The organism is Zhengella sedimenti, assembly GCF_046506625.1.
Taxonomy (GTDB): Bacteria; Pseudomonadota; Alphaproteobacteria; order Rhizobiales; family Rhizobiaceae; genus Zhengella; species Zhengella sedimenti.
The window spans coordinates 258,832-279,297 of sequence record NZ_JBKFFP010000002.1 but is presented as its reverse complement, the minus strand read 5'-3'; the positions used below and the strand labels follow the sequence as shown (position 1 = coordinate 279,297).

The 20,466-nt window shown below is 65.0% G+C and carries 22 protein-coding genes; 9 read left to right on the top strand and 13 right to left on the bottom strand.

Going from position 1 to position 20,466, the window contains the following annotated elements:
- Positions 1-77: 77 nt before the first annotated feature.
- The 5 genes from rplI to ACLB6G_RS07000 all read right to left on the bottom strand — a co-directional run bounded on the left by rplI (position 78) and on the right by ACLB6G_RS07000 (position 3,108).
- Entirely contained in the window at positions 78-686 is a 609-nt protein-coding gene (gene rplI / locus ACLB6G_RS07020; protein WP_410355430.1) for a 50S ribosomal protein L9, read from the bottom strand.
- Positions 687-717: 31 nt separating this feature from the next.
- Complete coding sequence (locus ACLB6G_RS07015; RefSeq protein ID WP_410355429.1) at positions 718-1,671, bottom strand: DUF2232 domain-containing protein; 954 nt, start codon at positions 1,669-1,671, stop codon at positions 718-720.
- Positions 1,672-1,816: 145 nt separating this feature from the next.
- Positions 1,817-2,065 carry a 30S ribosomal protein S18 gene (gene rpsR, locus ACLB6G_RS07010; RefSeq protein ID WP_371273580.1) on the bottom strand — a complete coding sequence of 83 codons (249 nt, stop codon included), beginning with the start codon at positions 2,063-2,065 and terminating at the stop codon, positions 1,817-1,819.
- A gap of 12 nt (positions 2,066-2,077) precedes the next feature.
- Entirely contained in the window at positions 2,078-2,527 is a 450-nt protein-coding gene (gene rpsF / locus ACLB6G_RS07005) for a 30S ribosomal protein S6 (RefSeq protein WP_410355428.1), read from the bottom strand.
- Between the two features lie 281 nt (positions 2,528-2,808).
- Positions 2,809-3,108, bottom strand: a complete 300-nt coding sequence (locus ACLB6G_RS07000) for a hypothetical protein (RefSeq protein ID WP_410355427.1) — start codon at positions 3,106-3,108, stop codon at positions 2,809-2,811.
- A gap of 202 nt (positions 3,109-3,310) precedes the next feature.
- On the opposite strand from ACLB6G_RS07000, the gene fabD reads away from it, so the two are divergent.
- From fabD to gmk, 7 genes are all read left to right on the top strand, one after another.
- Positions 3,311-4,252 carry an ACP S-malonyltransferase gene (gene fabD, locus ACLB6G_RS06995; protein ID WP_410355426.1) on the top strand — a complete coding sequence of 314 codons (942 nt, stop codon included), beginning with the start codon at positions 3,311-3,313 and terminating at the stop codon, positions 4,250-4,252.
- Positions 4,253-4,292: 40 nt separating this feature from the next.
- A complete protein-coding gene (fabG, locus tag ACLB6G_RS06990) occupies positions 4,293-5,030 on the top strand; it encodes a 3-oxoacyl-[acyl-carrier-protein] reductase (RefSeq protein ID WP_410355425.1) in 738 nt (245 codons plus the stop codon).
- A gap of 145 nt (positions 5,031-5,175) precedes the next feature.
- Positions 5,176-5,412: an acyl carrier protein gene (locus ACLB6G_RS06985; RefSeq protein ID WP_410355424.1), complete on the top strand. Its 237-nt coding sequence runs from the start codon at positions 5,176-5,178 to the stop codon at positions 5,410-5,412.
- A gap of 83 nt (positions 5,413-5,495) precedes the next feature.
- Positions 5,496-6,758, top strand: a complete 1,263-nt coding sequence (fabF, locus tag ACLB6G_RS06980; protein WP_410355423.1) for a beta-ketoacyl-ACP synthase II — start codon at positions 5,496-5,498, stop codon at positions 6,756-6,758.
- Positions 6,759-6,836: 78 nt separating this feature from the next.
- Positions 6,837-8,015: an endolytic transglycosylase MltG gene (gene mltG / locus ACLB6G_RS06975; protein ID WP_410355422.1), complete on the top strand. Its 1,179-nt coding sequence runs from the start codon at positions 6,837-6,839 to the stop codon at positions 8,013-8,015.
- Between the two features lie 27 nt (positions 8,016-8,042).
- On the top strand, positions 8,043-8,930 hold the full coding sequence (locus tag ACLB6G_RS06970) for a YicC/YloC family endoribonuclease (protein ID WP_410355421.1): 888 nt from the start codon (positions 8,043-8,045) through the stop codon (positions 8,928-8,930).
- 10 nt (positions 8,931-8,940) lie between these two features.
- Positions 8,941-9,615 carry a guanylate kinase gene (gmk, locus tag ACLB6G_RS06965; protein ID WP_410355420.1) on the top strand — a complete coding sequence of 225 codons (675 nt, stop codon included), beginning with the start codon at positions 8,941-8,943 and terminating at the stop codon, positions 9,613-9,615.
- Positions 9,616-9,632: 17 nt separating this feature from the next.
- Here the strand turns inward: gmk and rsmA are convergent, their stop codons facing one another.
- The 6 genes from rsmA to lptF all read right to left on the bottom strand — a co-directional run bounded on the left by rsmA (position 9,633) and on the right by lptF (position 17,263).
- Positions 9,633-10,478, bottom strand: coding sequence for a 16S rRNA (adenine(1518)-N(6)/adenine(1519)-N(6))-dimethyltransferase RsmA (gene rsmA / locus ACLB6G_RS06960; RefSeq protein ID WP_410355419.1), 846 nt, complete (start codon positions 10,476-10,478; stop codon positions 9,633-9,635).
- The gene (pdxA, locus tag ACLB6G_RS06955) at positions 10,475-11,488 is read right to left on the bottom strand and encodes a 4-hydroxythreonine-4-phosphate dehydrogenase PdxA (RefSeq protein WP_410355418.1); all 1,014 of its coding nucleotides are present in this window, start codon (positions 11,486-11,488) and stop codon (positions 10,475-10,477) included. Before pdxA ends, rsmA begins: the two co-directional genes overlap by 4 nt.
- A gap of 4 nt (positions 11,489-11,492) precedes the next feature.
- Entirely contained in the window at positions 11,493-12,434 is a 942-nt protein-coding gene (locus tag ACLB6G_RS06950; protein ID WP_410355417.1) for a SurA N-terminal domain-containing protein, read from the bottom strand.
- Between the two features lie 83 nt (positions 12,435-12,517).
- Positions 12,518-14,926, bottom strand: a complete 2,409-nt coding sequence (locus ACLB6G_RS06945; RefSeq protein ID WP_410355416.1) for an LPS-assembly protein LptD — start codon at positions 14,924-14,926, stop codon at positions 12,518-12,520.
- Positions 14,927-14,957: 31 nt separating this feature from the next.
- A complete protein-coding gene (lptG, locus tag ACLB6G_RS06940) occupies positions 14,958-16,052 on the bottom strand; it encodes an LPS export ABC transporter permease LptG (RefSeq protein WP_410355901.1) in 1,095 nt (364 codons plus the stop codon).
- Entirely contained in the window at positions 16,052-17,263 is a 1,212-nt protein-coding gene (lptF, locus tag ACLB6G_RS06935; RefSeq protein WP_410355415.1) for an LPS export ABC transporter permease LptF, read from the bottom strand. The genes lptG and lptF overlap by 1 nt, the downstream gene beginning before the upstream one ends.
- A gap of 233 nt (positions 17,264-17,496) precedes the next feature.
- Here lptF and ACLB6G_RS06930 point away from each other — a divergent pair, with 233 nt between their 5' ends.
- Positions 17,497-18,978 carry a leucyl aminopeptidase gene (locus ACLB6G_RS06930; RefSeq protein WP_410355414.1) on the top strand — a complete coding sequence of 494 codons (1,482 nt, stop codon included), beginning with the start codon at positions 17,497-17,499 and terminating at the stop codon, positions 18,976-18,978.
- Between the two features lie 3 nt (positions 18,979-18,981).
- Here the strand turns inward: ACLB6G_RS06930 and ACLB6G_RS06925 are convergent, their stop codons facing one another.
- A complete protein-coding gene (locus ACLB6G_RS06925) occupies positions 18,982-19,404 on the bottom strand; it encodes a MarR family winged helix-turn-helix transcriptional regulator (protein WP_410355413.1) in 423 nt (140 codons plus the stop codon).
- A 136-nt stretch (positions 19,405-19,540) separates the two neighbouring features.
- Between ACLB6G_RS06925 and ACLB6G_RS06920 the strand changes: the two genes are divergently transcribed.
- Positions 19,541-20,077, top strand: a complete 537-nt coding sequence (locus tag ACLB6G_RS06920; protein WP_410355412.1) for a cytochrome b — start codon at positions 19,541-19,543, stop codon at positions 20,075-20,077.
- 11 nt (positions 20,078-20,088) lie between these two features.
- Here ACLB6G_RS06920 and ACLB6G_RS06915 read toward each other — a convergent pair whose 3' ends face one another.
- The gene (locus tag ACLB6G_RS06915) at positions 20,089-20,379 is read right to left on the bottom strand and encodes a hypothetical protein (protein WP_410355411.1); all 291 of its coding nucleotides are present in this window, start codon (positions 20,377-20,379) and stop codon (positions 20,089-20,091) included.
- Positions 20,380-20,466: the final 87 nt, after the last annotated feature.

Genomic DNA, 20,466 nt, shown 5'->3' with positions numbered 1-20,466 from the left:
TATCGGCGGCTGCGGCAAAAAGAAAAGCGCCCGGGCGTGATGCCCGGGCGCCGTAATCATCCGGCCTGAAGGCGGGATCAGGCGTTGTCCTCGTCTTCCCCGGCCGCAGCCTCGCCTTCCTCGTAGCCTTCCTCGTCGCCGGTGAAGAACTCGTCCGGGCGGGCGGCGTCGTTGATGTCCTCGCCATAGATCGCCTCGGCGGAGGTCAGATCCTCGCCACGCGCCTGCCGCGCGGCCTCGTCGGCGGAGCGGGCGACGTTCAGCGTGACCGTCACTTCCACTTCCGGATGCAGGGCGATGGAGACGCTCGACAGGCCGATGGCCTTGATCGGCTGGTTGAGGTTGACCATGTTGCGGCCGACCGGGAAACCTTCGCCGCCAAGGATGTCAGCCACGTCGCGGGCCGCGACCGAGCCGTAGAGCTGGCCGGTTTCGCCGGCGGCGCGCACCACGACGAAGGTCTTGCCGTCGAGGCCCTCGGCGATCTTGGCAGCCTCGGCCTTGCGCTCGTTGTTGCGGGCTTCGAGCTGCGCGCGCTCGGCCTCGAATCGGGCCTTGTTGGCAGCGTTGGCGCGCAGGGCCTTGCCTTTCGGCAGCAGGTAGTTGCGGGCGTAGCCGTCCTTGACCTTCACGGTGTCGCCCATGTGGCCGAGCTTGGCGATGCGTTCAAGCAGAATGACGTCCATCGGTGTTGTCCTTTCGATTGTCGTTCGGTGTTCAGGGAAGGGGAGGCGGGCCGCCGGCATCGGACATGCCGGCCGGCCTGCGGGTGTCGGTCAGTCCTGCCAGCGCGAAGACGAACAGGACGGGAATGAAGAACAATGCGGCCAGGTAGGCGGCGCCGAGTGCCGCAGGGCGCCAGGGCTTGCCCATCGAACGGGCATGCAGCATGGCGAAACCGGCCATCATGAACCCGGCGGCCATGGCACCGGACACCGCGGCCCCGATATGTCCCGGCGCACCGGAGACCAGCGTCAGCAGCATCGCCCCGGCAAAGACCGGCAGCGCCGTGCGCGGCATCCTGAGCGCGAGCGGCCAGATGTCGTCGGGCCGCCTCAATTGGCCGGCACGTTTCGCGAACGCCATCGCCGTGTAGAAATTGGCCATCAGCACGCAGACCCATACCCAGGGAAGCTGCGCAGGCACGAGCGTTGACAGCATGGACGCAATCTGGTCGCGCTGTTCCGCACTCAGCTGCATTTGCGGGTCCGCCTGGCGCATCGCTTCCACCAGCCTTGCCGCAAGCTCTGCCACGAAGGCATCGCCGTAACCGTGGACGGCGCCGGTCAGGATGAAACCGGCGGCCACCGCGACGGCAACGTAGAAAAGAATGTCGGCGAGCGGAAACCAGACCAGCTTGCCGGCCGGTCCGCCCACTTCCTCGGCAGGGCGCGCAAGGCCGGCCAGTTGCGCCGCCAGCATGGAGGGGATGACGATGATCGCGGCAGCGACCACGGCGCCCAGCATGCCGGCGACCGCGGCGACAGCGGCGACAGCCGTCAGCGCGGCCACGAATCCGGACATCGCGCCGAAACCGAGCGCGGCCAGCATCAAGGGCAGGGGAGAGAGCATGAACAGAAAGGCCATGCCGCCACTCATCGCGGCCGAAAGGGCGGCTGCGGCAAGGCCGGCCAGAACGCCGGCGCCAAGGGCAATGGTCTGTCGCTTCATCGTTGTCGCTGTCCTGCTCGTCTCAAGCAGTTAGGGGACTTGTCCCCAACCCGGGTTTTGCGTGGCGTCCGCATGCCGTTCATGCGGGGCCTCTCGGCATGGGAAGGCCGGCGGCCTGGTGCCGCCGGGCCTCTTGTCGGTCTGGTTACTGCACCACGTAGGGGAGCAGGCCCAGGAAGCGGGCGCGCTTGATCGCACGGGCGAGTTCGCGCTGCTTCTTCTGGCTGACCGCCGTGATGCGGGACGGCACGATCTTGCCACGCTCGGAAATGTAGCGCTGCAGGAGCTTGATGTCCTTGTAGTCGATCTTCGGCGCATTGGCGCCGGAGAACGGGCAGGTCTTGCGGCGACGGTGGAACGGACGCCGGGTCGGGATCTGGTTGATGTCGACCATGGTCGCTTCTCCTTAGTTGTCGCGGCGCGGGCCGCGGTCGCCGCGATCGCCGCGGTCGCCACGATCACCGCGGTCGCCACGATCACCACGCGGGCCGCGATCGCCACGATCACCACGATCGCCGCGCGGGCCGCGGTCGTCACGGCGCGTCATCATCGCGGACGCACCTTCCTCGAGTTCCTCGACGCGCACCGTCATGTAGCGCAGCACGTCTTCGGACAGGCGCTGCATGCGCTCGATCTCGTTGATGGCGGCGGACGGAGCCGTGATGTTCATCAGCGTGTAGTAGGCCTTGCGGTTCTTGTTGATCCGGTAGGCGAGGGACTTCAGTCCCCAGTTCTCGACCTTGCCGACAGATCCGCCAGCCTGCTCGACGATTCCCTTGTACTGTTCGACAAGGGCATCGACCTGCTGCTGGGAGAGGTCCTGACGGGCAAGGAAGACATGTTCGTAAAGAGCCATTTTCTCTTGCCTTTCTTCCGTTTCGTCCACCGGCCTGGCGGCTGAGCCTCTGCGACTTTCCGGATTTTACCCGCCTGGCAGCGGGGAAGAAAGGCGCCTGGGTGCGGTCGAGAGCGGAGACGGGAAGGGAGGCCGAAGACCTTTTGGCTTCTGCTTTGCCCCCGAAAAGGCAAAACCCTCCGTTCAACCCCCGGCCAGAACCGGCAGAACGGGGCGCTTATACAGGTTTTTGGCGTGCTGGCAAGCCCGCCTGTGAGAGGCGCGGCGATTGCCAGGCGCAGTCAGTTGTTGTCGGGATGGGTCTCTGCCTGCCAGGCAAGTCGCGCCGACGCGACGGTGGCGGCGGTCGCCGCGGCCACGAAGACGGCGCCGAGCACGAGGGTGGCCACCCTTCCGAAATGCAACAGACCGCCCACGGCCCACGCCGAAAGGACAGCGGCCGCATAGGCCTCCGTGGCAATGAAGAGCGTGGTTCCGGCAATGCCCGCGAGTACAGCCGCATTGACGATGCGCTGCGCCGGAACGGCCGGCTGGTTTGCGGCGACGTCAGCGGCAGCAGGTGACGGTTGGATACTGGTCATGAGAAAAAGCCTCGGCCGCTGCCGACATGGAGCGGAACGCAAGGATCGTCACGCCCGAATATGGGCCAAATTGTGGCGCTGAGCCACCCGCGACAGTCTGTATGCGCACGCCTGCAAGGCTTGCGCCCGCTTGACTTTCGCGCGTCACCTGCGCAACGAGGGCCACATACAGGTGTCAGGATGTTTCAGGGAGCAATTCACCATGGCCATCGCGTTCACGTTTCCCGGCCAGGGCAGTCAGTCTGTCGGGATGGGCAGGGACCTCGCAGAGGCCTTTCCGGAGGCGCGTGCGGTTTTTGACGAGGTGGACGAGGCGCTTGGCGAAAAGCTGTCGGCGATCATGTGGGACGGACCCGAAGAGACGCTGACGCTCACCGCCAATGCGCAGCCGGCACTCATGGCCGTCTCGATGGCCGTGATGCGGGTGATGGAATCGCGCGGCTTCTCGCTCGCCGGCAAGGCGACTTGCGTCGCCGGTCACTCGCTCGGCGAATACTCTGCGCTGTGCGCCGCCGGCATGTTCTCGATTGCCGACACGGCCCGGCTTCTGCGCATCCGCGGCAATGCCATGCAGGCCTCCGTGCCCGCAGGCGAGGGTGCCATGGCGGCCATCATAGGGCTTGAAGAACCGGACGTCGCCGCTGCCTGCGAGGAGGTCGCTGTCATAGGCCCGTGCCAGATCGCCAATGACAATGGCGGCGGCCAGATCGTCATTTCCGGCGCGAAGGCGGCAGTGGAGAAGGCGGCGGAACTGGCGTCGGGCAAGGGCGCCAAACGCGCCATCATGCTGCCCGTTTCCGCGCCCTTCCACTCCGCGATGATGGCGCCGGCTGCCGATGCAATGCGCGAGGCCCTGGCGTCCGTCGAAAAGAAGGCGCCCTCCGTGCCGGTCATCGCCAATGTGACGGTCTCGCCGCTCACCGATCCGGAAGAGATCGCCGCGCGCCTCGTCGAGCAGGTGACCGGACGCGTGCGCTGGCGCGAGACAGTGCAATGGTTCGCCGCCAACGGCATCGATACCGCCTATGAGATCGGCTCCGGCAAGGTCCTGACCGGCCTCGCCCGGCGCATCGACAAGTCCGTCTCCGGCATCGCCGTCAACACGCCCGCCGACATCGAATCCGCGCTCGCCGCGCTGGCCTGACCGCCGCCCGCGACGCACGAACCGCGAAAGGAACCTCCCCATGATCGACCTGACCGGCCGCAAGGCCCTTGTCACCGGCGCCACCGGCGGCATCGGCGAATCGATTGCCCGCCAGCTTCACGCGCTCGGCGCGACCGTCGGCCTGCACGGAACGCGGGTCGAGAAGCTGGAGAGCCTCGCCGCCGATCTTGGCGAACGCACCGTGCTGCTGCCGGCCAACCTGTCCGACCGCGATGCGGTGAAGGAACTGGGGCAGAAGGCCGAGGCGGAACTCGAAGGCGTGGACATCCTTGTCAACAATGCCGGCATCACCCGCGACGGCCTGTTCGTGCGCATGTCCGACGCCGATTGGGACGCCGTTCTGGAGGTCAACCTGACGGCGGTCTTCCGCCTGACCCGCGAACTCACGCATCCCATGATGCGCCGCCGCTTCGGCCGCATCGTCAATATCACCTCTGTCGTCGGCGTGACCGGCAATCCCGGCCAGGCAAATTATTGCGCCTCCAAGGCCGGCATGATCGGTTTTTCCAAGTCGCTCGCCCAGGAGATCGCCAGCCGCAATGTCACCGTCAATTGCGTGGCGCCGGGGTTCATCGAATCCGACATGACCGGCAAGCTCAACGACAAGCAGAAGGACGCCATCATGGGCGCCATCCCGATGAAGCGCATGGGCAAGGGCGAGGAGATCGCCTCCGCGGTCGCCTGGCTCGCTTCCGACGCGGCCGGCTACGTCACGGGACAGACCATTCACGTCAATGGCGGCATGGCGATGATCTGAACCGGCGAATTTGGGGCAGGTGTGGTGCGGTCAAGCCCCCAAGTTTTGGCTATTTCCCGTTTCCCCGCCATCTTTCAGCTTGATTACCGGCAGGCCTGCCGTTAACGAAGGCGCACATTTTTCAAACCAAGTCGAGGGTTCCGACATGAGCGATATCGCAGAACGCGTCAAGAAAATCGTGGTTGAGCATCTGGGTGTTGATGCCGACAAGGTCAACGAGGGCGCGTCCTTCATCGATGACCTGGGCGCCGACAGCCTGGACACCGTTGAACTCGTGATGGCGTTCGAGGAAGAGTTCGGCGTCGAGATTCCCGATGATGCCGCCGAGACGATCCTGACCGTCGGCGATGCCGTGAAATACATCGAGAAGGCCTCGGCCTGATCGCTGCTGCCTGGGCGGCCCGGCGGGCCGCCCGCACAGCGCCTGCTTTTCCGTTAAAGCGCTGAACCATTGGAGGGTCTCGCATGCGGCGAGTCGTTGTCACCGGTATCGGCCTGCTTTCGCCCTTCGGAATGGGCGCGGAGCACACGTGGGCGCAAATCCTCGCCGGCAAGTCCGCCTGCCGCAAGATCGATGCGTTCGAGACCGATGACCTTGCGTGCAAAATCGCACACGTCATCCCGCGCGGCGACGGCACCGGAAACACCTTCAATCCCGACCAGTTCCTGGAACAGAAGGAACAGCGCAAGGTCGGCACCTTCATCCTCTATGGCATCGCCGCCGCAGAGGAGGCGATCGCCGATTCGGGCTGGGAAGCGAAGTCCTACGAGGACCAGTGCGCCACCGGCGTGCTGATCGGTTCCGGCATCGGCGGCGTTGACGGGATTGCGGAGAGCACGCTGACCCTGGCTGACCGGGGCCCGCGCCGAATATCCCCCTTCTTCATTCCCGGCAACATCATCAACCTGATTTCCGGCCAGGTCTCCATCCGGCATGGATTCAAGGGTCCGAATCATGCGGTCGTGACGGCCTGTTCCACAGGCGCGCACGCCATCGGCGATGCTGCCCGCCTGATCATGCTGGGCGATGCCGACGTCATGGTGGCCGGCGGCGCCGAGGCGCCCATCACCCGCCTTTCCATGGCTGGCTTTGCCGCCTGCAAGGCGCTTTCGACCAAGCGCAATGACGACCCCGAACGTGCCTCGCGACCCTACGACGCCGACCGCGACGGCTTTGTCATGGGCGAGGGCGCCGGTGTCGTCGTGCTCGAGGAACTGGATCATGCGCTGGCGCGCGGCGCGAAGATCTACGGCGAGGTTATCGGATACGGCCTGACCGGCGATGCCTACCACATCACCGCCCCGGCCGAGGATGGCGACGGTGCCTATCGCTGCATGCAGGCGGCGCTGAAGCGCGCCGGAATGGCGCCCGTCGATCTCGACTACATCAACGCCCATGGCACCTCCACGATGGCCGATGTCATCGAACTGGCCGCGGTCGAGCGGGTGCTTGGCAACGCGGCATCGAAGGTTTCGATGTCATCGACCAAGTCGTCGATCGGCCATCTGCTCGGTGCCGCCGGGGCGGCCGAAGCGATCTTCTCGCTTCTGGCCATCCGCGACAACATCGCGCCCCCGACGATCAACCTGGACACGCCATCGGTCGAAACCGTGATCGACCTGGTGCCGAACAAGGCGCGGGAGCGCCAGATCGACGTGGCGCTTTCCAATTCCTTCGGCTTCGGCGGTACGAACGCGTCGCTCGTGTTCCGCCGCTACCAGGGCTGAGACCGGACCGCCTTTTCGCCATAATGGCTGCCGAAAAGGCGCTTCGTGAATGACGAAGTGAGGCATGGCGGACAAACGATGAACGATACGCCGCAAAACCGTTTCGGCCGCAGTGCGGGCGGGTCCAACGGACCCATCGTGCCGAAGTCGCCGAGCCAGGCCTTCCGGCCGGAACAGGGCACGCCGCCGCCAAGGCGGTCGCGTGCCGCACGCAACCAGTTCGTGGTCTTCCTGAATTTTGCCCTGTCCACGATCATCCTCACCGTCATCGTGGTCGGGATCGCGCTCTGGTTCGGCCGGCAGGAGTTCATGGCGCCCGGCCCCTCGTCGACAGCGACGACGTTCTCCGTGCCACGGGCAGCCGGCACGAGCCAGATCGCGGCGCTTCTGGCGCGCCGAAACCTCATCACCGACGAGCGGATCTTCTCGCTGGGTGTTCGCGCCTTTGGCAATGACGGGACGCTGAAGGCGGGCGAATACGAGATCAAGGCCGGCGCCTCCATGAAGGACATCATGGAATTGTTCAAGAGCGGCCGCTCCATCCTCTATTCGCTGACTGTCCCGGAGGGTTTCACCGTCGCCCAGGTGCTCAAGCGCATCGAGGCGAACGACGTGCTGACGGGGGGCATGCCCGAAGAACTCCCGCCAGAGGGCAGCCTGATCGCCGACACGCAGAAGTTCGAGCGGGGAACTGCGCGTGCCGATCTCATCGAGCGCATGCGCAAGGCCCAGGAACAGCTCGTCCAGCGCATCTGGGAGCGCCGCGACCCGGATATCCCGGTCAAGGACATCAACGAGTTCGTGACGCTGGCCTCGATCGTCGAGAAGGAAACCGGCGTGGCCGACGAACGGCCGCGTGTCGCCGCTGTCTTCATCAACCGCTTGCGCAAGGGCATGCGCCTGCAATCGGACCCGACCATCATCTACGGCCTGTTCGGCGGTGAGGGCAAACCGTCCGACCGGCCGATCTATCGCTCCGACATCGAGAAGCCGACACCCTACAATACCTATGTGATCGACGGGCTGCCGCCCGCGCCGATCGCCATTCCGGGCCGCGCGGCGCTTGAGGCCGTTGCCAATCCCTCGACAACGAACGACCTTTACTTCGTGGCCGATGGCACCGGCGGCCACGTCTTTGCCGAGACGCTGGACGAGCACAACGAGAATGTCCGCCGCTGGCGCGAAATCGAGCGGCAGAGGGAAGCGGAGGCGCGCAAGGCGGCCGAAGGTCAGGACGGCGAGAAACCGGCCGAGTGAACGTCCGGCGAGCGGGGGAGGCGGGAGATGGCGTTGCAGAGCATGACGGGCTTCGCCCGCGCGGAGGCTGAGGCAGTCGGCGCCACCTTCGCCTGGGAACTCAAATCGGTCAACGGCAAGGGCCTCGAGGTGCGCCTGCGGCTCCCGCAGGGCCTGGAGCGCCTTGAACAAGCCTGCCGCGCCGCCATCCAGCGCCGCTTTTCCCGGGGCAATGTCCATGCCGGCCTCACCGTCACGCGTGCTGCGGGGCAATCTTCGTTTTCCGTCAACCGGGCTTTCCTCGAGGAAGTCGCCGTCCTGGCCCAGCACCTGAGCAAGGAATACGGGTTTCGCCCCGCCTCGGCAGACGGCATCCTGGCGCTGCGCGGCGTTCTCGACCAGGGCGATGCTGCGGAAAGCGCGCAGGAACGCGAAACCTTCGATGCCGCGGTCCTCGATCGTCTCGAATCCGCCCTGGACGAACTGGCCGGGATGCGGAGCCAGGAAGGCAAGGCGCTCAGCGCCTTCCTTCTGCTGCAGATCGACGAGATCGAGGTCCTTGCCCTGCGCGCCAGGGCCGATCCCTCCCGTGAACCGGGTGAAATCGCCAGGCGGCTTGCCCAGCAGGTCGACCTCCTCATGGCGTCCGGCAAGCAGTTTGACGCCGACCGGCTTCACGCCGAAGCCGCGCTGCTGGCATCCAAGGCCGACATCAGGGAAGAACTGGATCGCCTGATGACCCATGTGGCCTCGGCGCGCGAATTGATCGCCTCTGGCGGGCGGGTGGGGCGAAAGCTCGATTTCCTGGCCCAGGAGTTCAACCGCGAGGCCAATACCCTGTGCTCGAAATCCAACGCCGCCACGGTGACCGCGATCGGCCTTCAGATGAAGGTGGCCGTCGACCAGTTCCGCGAGCAGGTCCAGAACATTGAATGAGGTGCCGGCCATGACGAACACGCAGACCAGGGGTGCCGGTCTTCCCTCCGCCGCAATCCGGCGCCGCGGGCTGATGCTGGTCCTGTCATCGCCGTCGGGTGCCGGAAAGTCGACCATTGCGCGGAACCTTCTGGAAAACGACAAGCAGCTTGAACTCTCGGTCTCGGTCACGACGCGTCCGCGCCGGCCCTCCGAGATCGACGGCGTGCACTACCATTTCGCCACGCAGCGCGATTTCGAGCGCATGCGGGATACCGACGCCCTGATCGAGTGGGCCGAGGTTCACGGCAATTTCTACGGAACGCCGCGTGAAGCGGCAGAGAATGCGCTGGCCGAGGGCCGCGACATGCTGTTCGACATCGACTGGCAGGGCGCCCAGCAGATGAAGGAGAAGATGCGCGCCGACATCGTTTCCATCTTCATCCTGCCGCCCTCCATGGCCGAACTGAAGGCACGGCTGAAGCGCCGCGCCGAAGACAGCGACGAAGTCATCGAGCGGCGCCTCGCCAATGCGCGGTCGGAGATCGAGCACTGGCGTGAATACGATTATGTCGTGGTCAATGACGATCTCGACAGGGCTTTCACCGCAGTGCGGGCCATTGTTTCTGCCGAACGCCTGCGCCGCGACCGGCGGCCGGGCCTGTTCGATTTCGTCAGCGGGCTTCTCGACGAACAGCCGGCCTGACCGCGGGCCGCCGCCGTTCAGGCGAGATTTGCCAGCCGGACGAATTCGCCGATGGTCAGCGTTTCGGCACGCCGCGTCGGGTCGATCCCCGCTTTCGCCAGAAGTGCTTCACCGCCGAGCGATTTCAGGCTCTGGCGCAGCATCTTCCGGCGTTGCCCGAAGGCGGCGAGCGTCACACGTTCCAGCCTGTTCAGCGCGCAGGGTTCCGGCGTGACGCGGGGAACCAGGTGAACCACGGCGGAACTGACCTTGGGTGGCGGCGAAAAGGCTTGCGGCGGAAGCTCGAAGGCAATCCGCGCCTGCGAACGCCATCCCGCCAGCACGCCGAGCCGTCCGTAGGCTGAGGTGCCGGGCGCCGCGACGATGCGCTGCGCAACCTCCTTCTGGAACATCAGCGTCAGCGAACGGTAGAAGGGCGGCCATGGCTCGGCCGTCAGCCAGCCGGTGAGCAGTTCCGTGCCGATATTGTAGGGCAGGTTCGCCACGATCCGCACATCGTCATGGCCCCCGGCGAGTGCCGCGAATTCCGTTTGGAGCGCGTCGCCCGCGACGATATCGAGCCGGCCCGGATACCGGGCGGCGATTTCGGCCAGCGCCGGCAGGCAGCGCTCGTCGCGCTCGACCGCGATCACGCGCTTCGCCCCGCCGTGCAGCAGCGCCCGTGTCAGTCCGCCCGGTCCCGGTCCGACCTCGATCACGGTGACACCCTCCAGCGGCCCGGCGATCCGTGCGATCTTGGCGGTGATGTTGAGGTCCAGGAGGAAATTCTGGCCGAGCGACTTCTTTGCCGCCAGCCCGTGCGCGGCGATCACGGCACGCAGCGGCGGCAAACCGTCCATGCTGGTTCCCTCTGTCCGGTTCATGTCCGCCCGCTTTCGTGGGACGCCATGTCCGCAGCCATCCGCAGCGCCGCGATGAAGCTGTCAGGCCGCGCAATGCCCTTGCCCGCGATGTCGAAGGCGGTGCCGTGGTCGGGCGACGTGCGGATGAAGGGCAGGCCGAGTGTCGTGTTGACGGCATCGTCAAAGCCGAGCGCCTTGGCCGGGATCAAGGCCTGGTCGTGATACATGCAGATGGCAACATCGTAGCTGGCCCGCGCGCGGTCATGGAACATCGTGTCGGCGGGCAGGGGGCCGGCAATGTCATGGCCCTGCGACCGCAGCCGGTCGAGCACCGGCCCGATCACTTCGATTTCCTCGCGGCCGAGGCTTCCGCCTTCGCCGGCATGCGGGTTCAACCCGGCCACCGCGATGCGCGGCTGCTTGAGCCCGAACCGTGCCTGCATGTCGCGCGCCGTGATGACCAGGGTTTCCTCCAGCAGGTTCGGCGTCAGCGCTTCCGGAACGTCCGCCAGCGGTATGTGGATCGTGACCGGAACGGTGCGCAACTTCGGTCCTGCCAGCATCATCACCGGCCGCACGGCCTTGCCGGTGGCGTCGAGGGCCAGCTTCGCCAGATATTCGGTATGGCCGGGAAAGGCGAAACCGGCCTCGTAAAGCGGCTTCTTCGCAATCGGCAAGGTGACGATGGCGGCCGCTTCGCCGGCCATGGTGTCGGTCACCGCCCGTTCGATCGCGCCGGTGATCATGCCGGCATGGGCAGGATCGGGAACGCCGGCGCGGACTGGATGGGTGCAGGGCAGGTGGAGCACAGGGAGCGCCTGCCCGAATACGTCAGCCGCCTGCGCCGGCCGCGAGATTTCCTGCACCGGCAGGGTGTGGCCGGCCTCGATGGCCCGGGCGCCAAGGACGGTGCTGTCGCCGATGAGATAGAATGGCGGCAGGCCCGCGGCGTCGCGCCCTAGCCAGGCCGAAGCTGCGATCTCCAGGCCGATGCCGGCCGGGTCGCCGCCAGATACCGCGAGCAGGTTCAAGGGCTTAACGCTTGACGATCCGGGCCCTGTCGCGCAGTTCCTTCATGTACTTGTCGCTCAGCTTCTTCGCCTGCTCATCCATGTCGCCCTCGTTGGTGAACACCATCTGGGCGACGCGATCGTCGGAAACCAGCTTTGCGCGGCAGATGGCGATGAATTCGGCGCCACGATCGGTCACGCGCACCTTGGTCGCCTGGCCTTCGTTGATCGCCTTGATGAGCGGCGCCCAGTCCGGCGGCAGTTCCGGCTCGAGAACGCGGCCGAGATCGCGAACCGTCACGTCAAGCAGGCCCTTGGCCTGGTTGTGTGTCTGGTCGCACCCGTTGAAGCGGGCGCGCATGTTCTCGGCTTCACGCTTGCGCGTGTTCAGCTTTGCATTGCGCTCCGCCGCGGGCACGACGAAGATGACCTGCTGCAGGATGTATTCCGTTGCGGTCGGCTTGTCGCCGCCCTGCTTGAGCATGCGTTGCACGACGTCCTGCTCGCTCATCTGGCCTTCGGCCCGGAAACGCGCGCGCAGCAGCGCCTGCCAGCCCATCTGGACGCGGATGAATTCCTTGAAATGGGCGGACGTCACGCCGGATTGGGCGAGAATACCCGAAAGCTGCTTCGTCGAGAGCTTGTTCTGCTTGGCGAAATTCGCGAAATTCTCGTCGATGGCCGTCTGTGGAATATTCACGTTGAGACGCTTCATTTCCACCGAGCGCAGCGCCTGGTCCACCATCTCGTCGGCGGCCATGCTGTTGAGGTTGCCGCTGCGCCGCTGCAGCCGCAGGAATGCCGCCCGCCGCGCAATGTCATAGCTCGTAACGGGCAGGTTGTTGACGATGTAGCGGATCTCGGACGCCTGGGCCGGCGTGGAGAAGCCGGCCTCGGACAGGGGTGACAGGACGAACGCGGTAGCGAGCGCGCCGGCAAACAGGATTGTCTTCATGCGAAGGGTCATGGCGGCTCCGTTGAACTGGCGTGTTGGTGTCTTGGCTCCCCGGGTGCCCATTGTATGCGGCAAAAGCATGACGTCAAACCGCGTCAATCGCTTCGCACCGCCTGCCCGGAACCGAAATCGCCCAGCGTCCGGAAGGCAAGGCGGAAACCGAAGGAGCGCGTCGGATCGGCGGTCGGGAACCGCGGATTGCGCACTTCCGAAAAATTCATGCCGAAAGTGAAGCACTCGTCATCATACAGGAAACCGATCCGCTTGCCGGTCACGATGTCGTACTGGAGATTGTAGGTCAGCCCGCCGCTGACCCTCCAGTATTCGGCGATCTTGAGGCTTGCATCGCCAGCCACCTCGACCCGGCGCTCGGGGAACGAATAGGTCGGCTGCGGGGCGATGTCGGTATAGCGCAGCAGGATCGAACCGCGGTCATGCACCAGGCCGGCGCGCGCTTCGAAGCGGCGCAGGCTGAACGTATCCTTGTCGAACCGTCCGGACACCGAGGCGGTCAGGCCGTTCGGGCTTGCCAGGCCGAACATGCCCACATAATCCGAGCGCGCCGTTTCGAGGCCGGACTCCGCGCCTGCCGCCACCAGGTCAGGCTGCGCATAGGGGTTTTCGCCCGCCAGGTGGAAGGATTGGCCGAACAGGCCGTTGGCGGTCCAGCCATTGGCGAAGCTGCCGGAATAGCGCAGGCCCAGGTTGGCGCGCGTCCCGCCCTCGATGCGGTCCCATCCGGCGAACTTGTCGCGTTCGAACAGGTTCGCGGCATCGAAGACAAGGCTCTGGGAATCCTCGTTGGGCAGGCCCAGCGCCGCCTGGTAGGGCGCGTCCGGCCGCGCGAAGATCTGCGCCATCGGCTCGAAGACATGCGTGGCCGACGTCGTTGAGAACAGGATCGGCCAGCGCAGTTCCAGGCCCGCCGTCGCCATGTAGCGGAACCAGGCGTTGCGCGTATTCACCGCCACGCCGATGTTCCGGCCCAGATCGCCGATGGCATCGCGCGAGGCCTGGTTGAAATCGGTGAAGAAGCCATCGCCGCGCAAGCCCAGCATGGGCGTGATGACCAGGCCATTCTCTGTGATGAAATTGCGCTTCCACTCCAGTTCGGCCGATATGCGCTGGCTGGTTCCGGCAAGGCCCGGGAGCGTGTTGATGCCGTAGATGCCGTTGCCCAGGATCGGGTTGCCGATATCGGTCAGGATCTGGCTTTCCAGCAGGTTGTTGCCGGTATGCGTGACGTCGCGGTAGATGCTCTGCGCGTTGATGTCGAGCGAAAGCTCGCCGCCGGCGACCGGTTCGTCGAAGGTCTTGGAATAATCGAAGGAGGGCAGGGCCCAGGCCTGCCGCTCGTCGCGGGCGCCCGCCGTCCCCTTCAGGGCGTTTTCCTGCACGTCGAACTTCATGAAGCGCAGGTCGAAATAATTCCGGTCGTTCAGCCCCGTCAGGTAGATTTCCGAACGGTGGACGCTGTCGTCGAAGCCCTCGATGCCATAAACCCGCGAGAAATTCTTGTCGGTCTGGTACAGCAGGTCCCAGCCGAAGATCCAGCGCGGATTGAGCTGGAACTTGCCCTTCGTGCCGACCATGTAGCGGTCCCGCACGGAGCGGCTGACATTGTCGCTCTTGAACGCGTTCGGGGCGCGCTGCCGGATGCCGGCGCCCTTGATGAAGAACTCGCCATTGTCGAACCGCTTGCGGAATTCCACCTCGCCCATGAAGCCCTGGCGCGAATAGTAGGTGGGTGTCAGCAAGAGGTCGTAGGTCGGGTCGAGCGCGACATTGAACGGCGTTCCGATGCCCCAGCCGAGTTCGGAATCGTTGGAGATGCGCGGGAACAGGAAACCTGTCTTCTGCCGGATCGTCGGATCCGCCATCGAGAAGCTCGGCAGATAGGCGATCGGTATGCCCAGGAACTCGAAGCTGGCGTCCTTGAACCGGACGACCCGTTCCTGGCCGTCCCAGATGATGCGGCGTGCCTTGATCTGCCAGACCGGCGCGCGCGAGGGATCTTCCGCGCAGGGTTCGCAGGCCGTGTAGACGCCGTTGTTGAAGGTGGTGACATTGCCGCCCTGGCGCGTCGCGCTCTCTGCTGCGAATCGGCTGTTGTCGGTGGTCTCGACGCGCAGCGCATTGACGAAGCCGTCGCCCAGGTCATCCGTGATATCGATCTCTTCGGCATAGATGCGGTTGCCGTTGCGCTCGATGATCTCGACATTGCCGGACGCCATCACGCGCCGCGTGCCCTGGTCGTAGGTCACCTGCTCGGCGACCACCTTGTAGCCGTCATAATCGATCTGGACATTGCCGCGCGCGCTGACCGTGCCGCGATCATTGTCATAGACGAGCGTGTCGGCTTCCAGAAGCATCTGCGCGTTGGGGTCGGTGCTTCCGGCGAAGGCCTCGAAGTCCTGCGCAACGGCCGGCCCGGCGCCAAGAGGCATGCCGGCCGCCGCGAGAGCGACAAGGCTCACGCCGGCAAGGCGCGCGGCCAGTCTCAAGGATCGTGCTGTCCCCCGAACGCGCACCACCTTATCCGTCCTCCCTGTGCAGAAGAAAGCTGATCCCGATGAAGGCTGCAATCACGACGGGCGACCATGCTGCGATGACGGGAGGCACGAATCCGGAGCTTCCAAACGCTTTGACCAAAACCGAAGCGACATAAAGCAGAAAACCCGCCGCGATGCCACCCACGATCATTGCGCCGGACTGTCCGAAGCGGACAAAGCGCAAGGACACCGTGGCCGCGATGAGAGTCATCGCGACAAGCAGTGCGGGTAGAGCAATAAGCGAATGGAATTGCATCCGCAACGGGTAAGCCGGATATCCGAAGGCCCTTGAAACTTCAATTTTTTCCGGCAGTGAGAAAAAGGGCACAGAATCCGGTTCGGCCAGTCGCTGGCTCACCAGTTCGGGCCGCAGGTTCGTCGGCACACGGGCCCTTTCCATTGTTTGCGGCTCGGCGCCGAGGCGGGTTTCGCGCACATTCTGGAGGTACCAGGCTCCATCGCGCAGAAAGGCCCGTTCGGCGTCCTGCCGGCGCGCGATTCCACCGTTTGCGTCGAGATGGATGAAGACCGGGCTTGCCAGCGCGATTCCGCCCTGAAGAACGGCCTTGGCGCCGATGATGGTCTCGCCATCATCGGTCTTCTGGCGCAGCCACGGCACGGTGGTTGCGATGCTCGTGTTGGATGCCAGCGCCCGCCAGTCGGCCTCGATCGTCTTGGCCTGCTCGAAGCCATAGGCAGACAACGGATTGAGCACGGTGACGGCCAGTGCCCCGAAGGTGAAGGCGCCCAGGCAGATCGGGCCCAGGAATTGCCAGGCCGAGACCCCGGAGGCACGTGCGACCACGAGTTCGTGGCGCCGGTTGAGCGAGATCAGGGTTGCCATGCCGGAGAACAGGGCGATGAAGGGCACGATCTGCTGCATGAGAAAGGGGATGCGCATGGCGGAGATGAACAGCGCGCCCTGCATCGTGTATTTCGGCAGGTTCGACGTGCGTGAGGAAAACTCGGTGAAGTCGATCAGGAAGGCCAGCGCGAAGATGCCGGTGAAGAACCAGGCCGTGATCACCGCATAGCGGCGCAGAAAGTAGCGTCCGAGCGTCCATCCGGGAAAGGCGATCACGCGGCGGCCTCCCGGATTCCCAGCCAGGCCCGCAGGCCGGCCGGCAGCATGGCGATGGCGCGCCGCCGCATCGCTTCCGCCGCGGCTTGCAGCCGCTCGGCATGACGCGTGGGCAGTTCCAGCGTGCGCGACGTGGCGAACAGCCAGGCCGTGAGCGCAATGGTGACGATCGGGATGACGTAGAGCATATAGCCGAAGAAGGCGCTCTGGTCGGCCTTGCCGAAGCTGAAATAGCCCGCCCAGCGCACGAAGAGCACGGTCGCCATGGTCGATACCATCGGATGCAGCCGCGCTTCGCGGTGCGAGCGCGCATTGCCGGCAATCGAAAGCGCGATCAGCCCGAACACCAGCGGGTTCAGCCATGTCGTCAGGCGCGAATGGATCTCGGAGACGAACAGGCCGGGCGCGGCTTTCAGGTATGGGTCGTCAGGGTCGGGATCGAGCAGGTAGGTGAGGGGCCGATCCTTGGGCCAAAGGCTGACCTTGCCAGCGGCCGGCGTGAACTCCGCCAGGTCGAAGACATAGGAGTTGAACCGGATGATGGAGACCGGTTCGCCGGGCCGGTTGCGGTGGATTTCGCCGTCACGCATGGCCAGGAAGTTGGCGCCGTCCTTCTCGCCAAGCACCCCGGTCTTGGCAAAATAGATCAGGTCCACGTCCTTCGTCCGCGAGTCGGCGACGAAAATCGATCCGAGCTGTCCGTCCGGCCGGCGTTCGCCGATCTGCAGGAAGAGATTGTCGTCGATGCGCCGGAATGCGCCTTCCTGGATCAGCGTGCTGATCAGCCCGGCCCGGGCTTCCGATATCATCTCGCGCACCCTTTCGCGGGTGACCGGGGCGAGCACGTTGTGGACGAGGAAGGTGACGACGCAGGCCGCCGCCGCCAAGACGAGCACGGGCTTGGCAAGGGTGATGCGCGATGTGCCCGCCGCGTTGATGACGATCAGTTCGGAATCGGTATTCATCGTCGTCAGCGCGTGCGCCACGCCGATGGCCACCGCGATCGGCAGGATCTCGGGCACCACGTTGGGCAGGATCAGCGTTGCCAGTTGCAGGAAGGCGAAAGCCGATTGCCCGGTGTCGGTGACGAGATTGATGCGGTTCAGCACCTGGACGGTCCAGGCGATTGTCAAAGTGGAGATCGTTGCCGCAAGGAAGACGGACGTCATGCGCCGGAGCAGGTAGCGTTCGATGATGGTCAGAGTCATCCCGTGTCCCTGTCGGCCGATGCGTTTGCCCTGTCTCCCCGGAGCAACCTCTCTGGCAGTCATGCGGTTTGCTGGCCAGAACCCGCCTGTCCCTCTTAATGGGCGAAGCTTGGCTAAAAAAGGGCCAATAAACGCGGTTAACGAAGAGTTGCGTTCCCGTCCAGCCTTGCCAATCACATGAAAACGCCCAAGATCAGCAGCTTGCAGAGAGATTCCCGAAAACCGGAGTAGTCATGTCCCCGCGCCCATCCATCAAGTTTGCAAAATTGTCGGTTCCCGCGAAGGGCGCCGTGATCCTTCTGGCGGGAGACCAGGCCGCGCTCTCGGAAGCGGCGCACGCCTGCGATCCTGAAGGGGTTGCGGGCCGCGCGGCCGACGACGCCGATTTCAAGGGCAAGCTTGCCGCCACGCTTGAAATCCTGGCGCCGTCCGGCCACGGCTTCTCGCGCCTGGCGCTGGTCGGCACGGGCAAGCCTGACGAGCGCACCGGCAATGCCTGGGCGCGCATCGGCGGTGCTGCGATGGGGGCGGCGGGGAAGGCCGGTGATGTCGCCGTCATCGCCGATCTTGCCGATGGCGAGGTGCCTGCCGAGGCTGCCGCCGAACTGGCGATGGGCATGGTGCTGCGGTCCTATGCCTTCGAGAAATACAAGACGAAGAAGGAAGGGGCAAAGGACAAGGCCGCGAAGGTGACCATCCACTGCGCCGATCCGTCCGCCGCGAAAAAGGCCTGGGTGGCTGCCGAGGCGCTGGCCGAGGGCATGATGCTTGCCCGCGACCTTGTCAACGAACCGGCCAACATCCTTGGTCCGGAGGAATTCGCAGCGAAGGCCAAGGAACTGGAAAAGCTCGGCGTCGAGGTGGAAATCCTGACCGAGAAGGAGATGAAGAAACTCGGCATGGGCGCGCTGCTGGGCGTCGCGCAGGGTTCGGTCCGTCCGCCCCGCCTCGCCGTCATGCAATGGAAGGGCGGCAAGGCCAAGGATCAGCCCGTCGCCTTCATCGGCAAGGGCGTCGTCTTCGATACCGGCGGCATCTCCATCAAGCCCGCTGCCGGCATGGAGGACATGAAGGGCGACATGGGGGGCGCGGCCGCCGTGACCGGCCTGATGCACACGCTGGCCGCCCGCAAGGCGAAGGTGAATGTGATCGGCGTCATCGGCCTTGTGGAAAACATGCCCGATGGCAACGCCCAGCGCCCCGGCGACATCGTCACCTCCATGTCGGGCCAGACCATCGAAGTGCTGAATACCGATGCCGAAGGCCGTCTCGTCCTCTGCGATGCGTTGCACTACGTCAACGACCGCTTCAAGCCGGCCTTCATGATCAACCTGGCCACCTTGACCGGCGCCATCATCGTCGCGCTCGGCCATGACCATGCCGGCCTGTTCTCCAACAATGACGAACTGGCCGAAAGGCTGTTCAAGGCGGGGCAGGACACGGCGGAAAAGGTCTGGCGCATGCCGCTGGCGCCCGAATATGACAAGCTCATCGATTCCAAGAATGCCGACATGAAGAACATCGGCGGGCGCTGGGCCGGATCGATCACTGCAGCGCAGTTCCTGCAGCGTTTTGTCGGCGACACGCCCTGGGCGCATCTCGATGTCGCTGGCACGGCCATGGGGTCGCCGACAAGCGAGATTTCGAAGGGCTGGGCCTCGGGTTTTGGCGTGCGCCTGCTCGACCGGCTGGTGCGCGATCACTACGAGGGCTAGGGGTCAAGCCCCGCTCTTGCCATTGGCGGCGCCCGCGTGGCGCCGCGCATTGGCTTCGACGCGAGCGAGCAGGTCGAAAAGCATGACGGCTTCCTGATCGGACAGACCGTCCAGCAGGCACGCGTTCACGTCCTCCCAGAACCGGCGCAAATGCTCCAGGCTTGCCGCGGCAGGGCCGGGATGAACGTGAATTGCCCGCCGGTCCTCGGCGCTGGCCTCGCGGCGCACAAGCCCCTTCTGCTCCATCCTGTCCAGAATGCGCGAAATCGCCGGCGCATTGTTGCCCGTGTATTGCACCAGGTCGCCCACGGACAGGCCATCGCGCTGCCACAGCGCCGACAGAACCACCCACTGGGCCAGCGTGAGATCATGCTCTGCCAGCATGTCCTGGCACATGGCCGTTGCCGCGCCAGCGGTAAAGTTCAATGCACGTCCCAGCGAGCGGGGGGCTTGCAAACATTTTGTTTCCATGTAATCATTTTCCATGTAAATATTATTGCGGATTTCGCCGGCGAAAGCAAGCTCGGCTGCGTCCGGACGGTTCCGGCAGAAAGGTTTCACGATGACGCCACCCTCCCGCTATCATCCTCTCCTCGTCGCGCTGCATTGGCTGATGGCGGCAATGATCATTGTCGCGCTTGTCATGGGCGGCGCCGTGCTGGCCGAAACGCCGAACAGCGATCCCGGCAAGATCGACGCCTTGCGCGGGCACATGATCTTCGGTCTGCTGCTCCTCGTCCTGGTTCTCGTGCGTCTTGCCGTGCGGCTGCGCACGCGCAAGCTGCCGCATGCGACCACCGGCAATCCGCTGCTCGACCGAATTGGCGTCTGGACTCATCGCGCCTTTTACGCCCTCGTCATCCTGGTGGCAGCGTCCGGCATCGGCATTTCCGCCCTGGCTGGATTGCCGGGAATCGTCTTCCTGGGCAATGGCGAGCCGCTGCCGGCCGATTTCTGGGCCTATGCGCCGCGTTATGGCCACGCCGTTCTCACCAAGCTGCTTGGAATCCTGATCCTTGCCCATGTGGCCGCGGCATTGTGGCACCAGTTCGCAAGGAAGGACCGGCTGATGGCGCGGATGTGGTTCGGCAAAAGCTAGCCGCGCCGCGGTCAGGGCTCTTTCGGGAGATCCGGGAAGGCGGCCTGCGGCTTCGGCCCGATCGCCCGGATTTCCCGGGCCGTATCGTCAACCTGTTCGCTGAGCGTCCGCTCGACGGCAACCGGTTTTCTCACTTCGAGGCGCGGCACCCTCGTCTTGAGCATGGAATCGGGATCGGGTGCGATGGGCCGGATCGTGTTGCAGGTCACGCCCTGGCTGCCCCGCTGCACGCACTGGGCCAGCGCGGATGGCACGGCGGGCAAGGTTGCAAGGAGGACAGCGGCGAAGAATGTGCTTTTCATGATACCGGATATCATGTGAAAAAGCGGCGCGGGCAAGGCGCAACCGGCCATCGCATCGTTGCAAGGCCGCGCCTCGCAGACCCATAT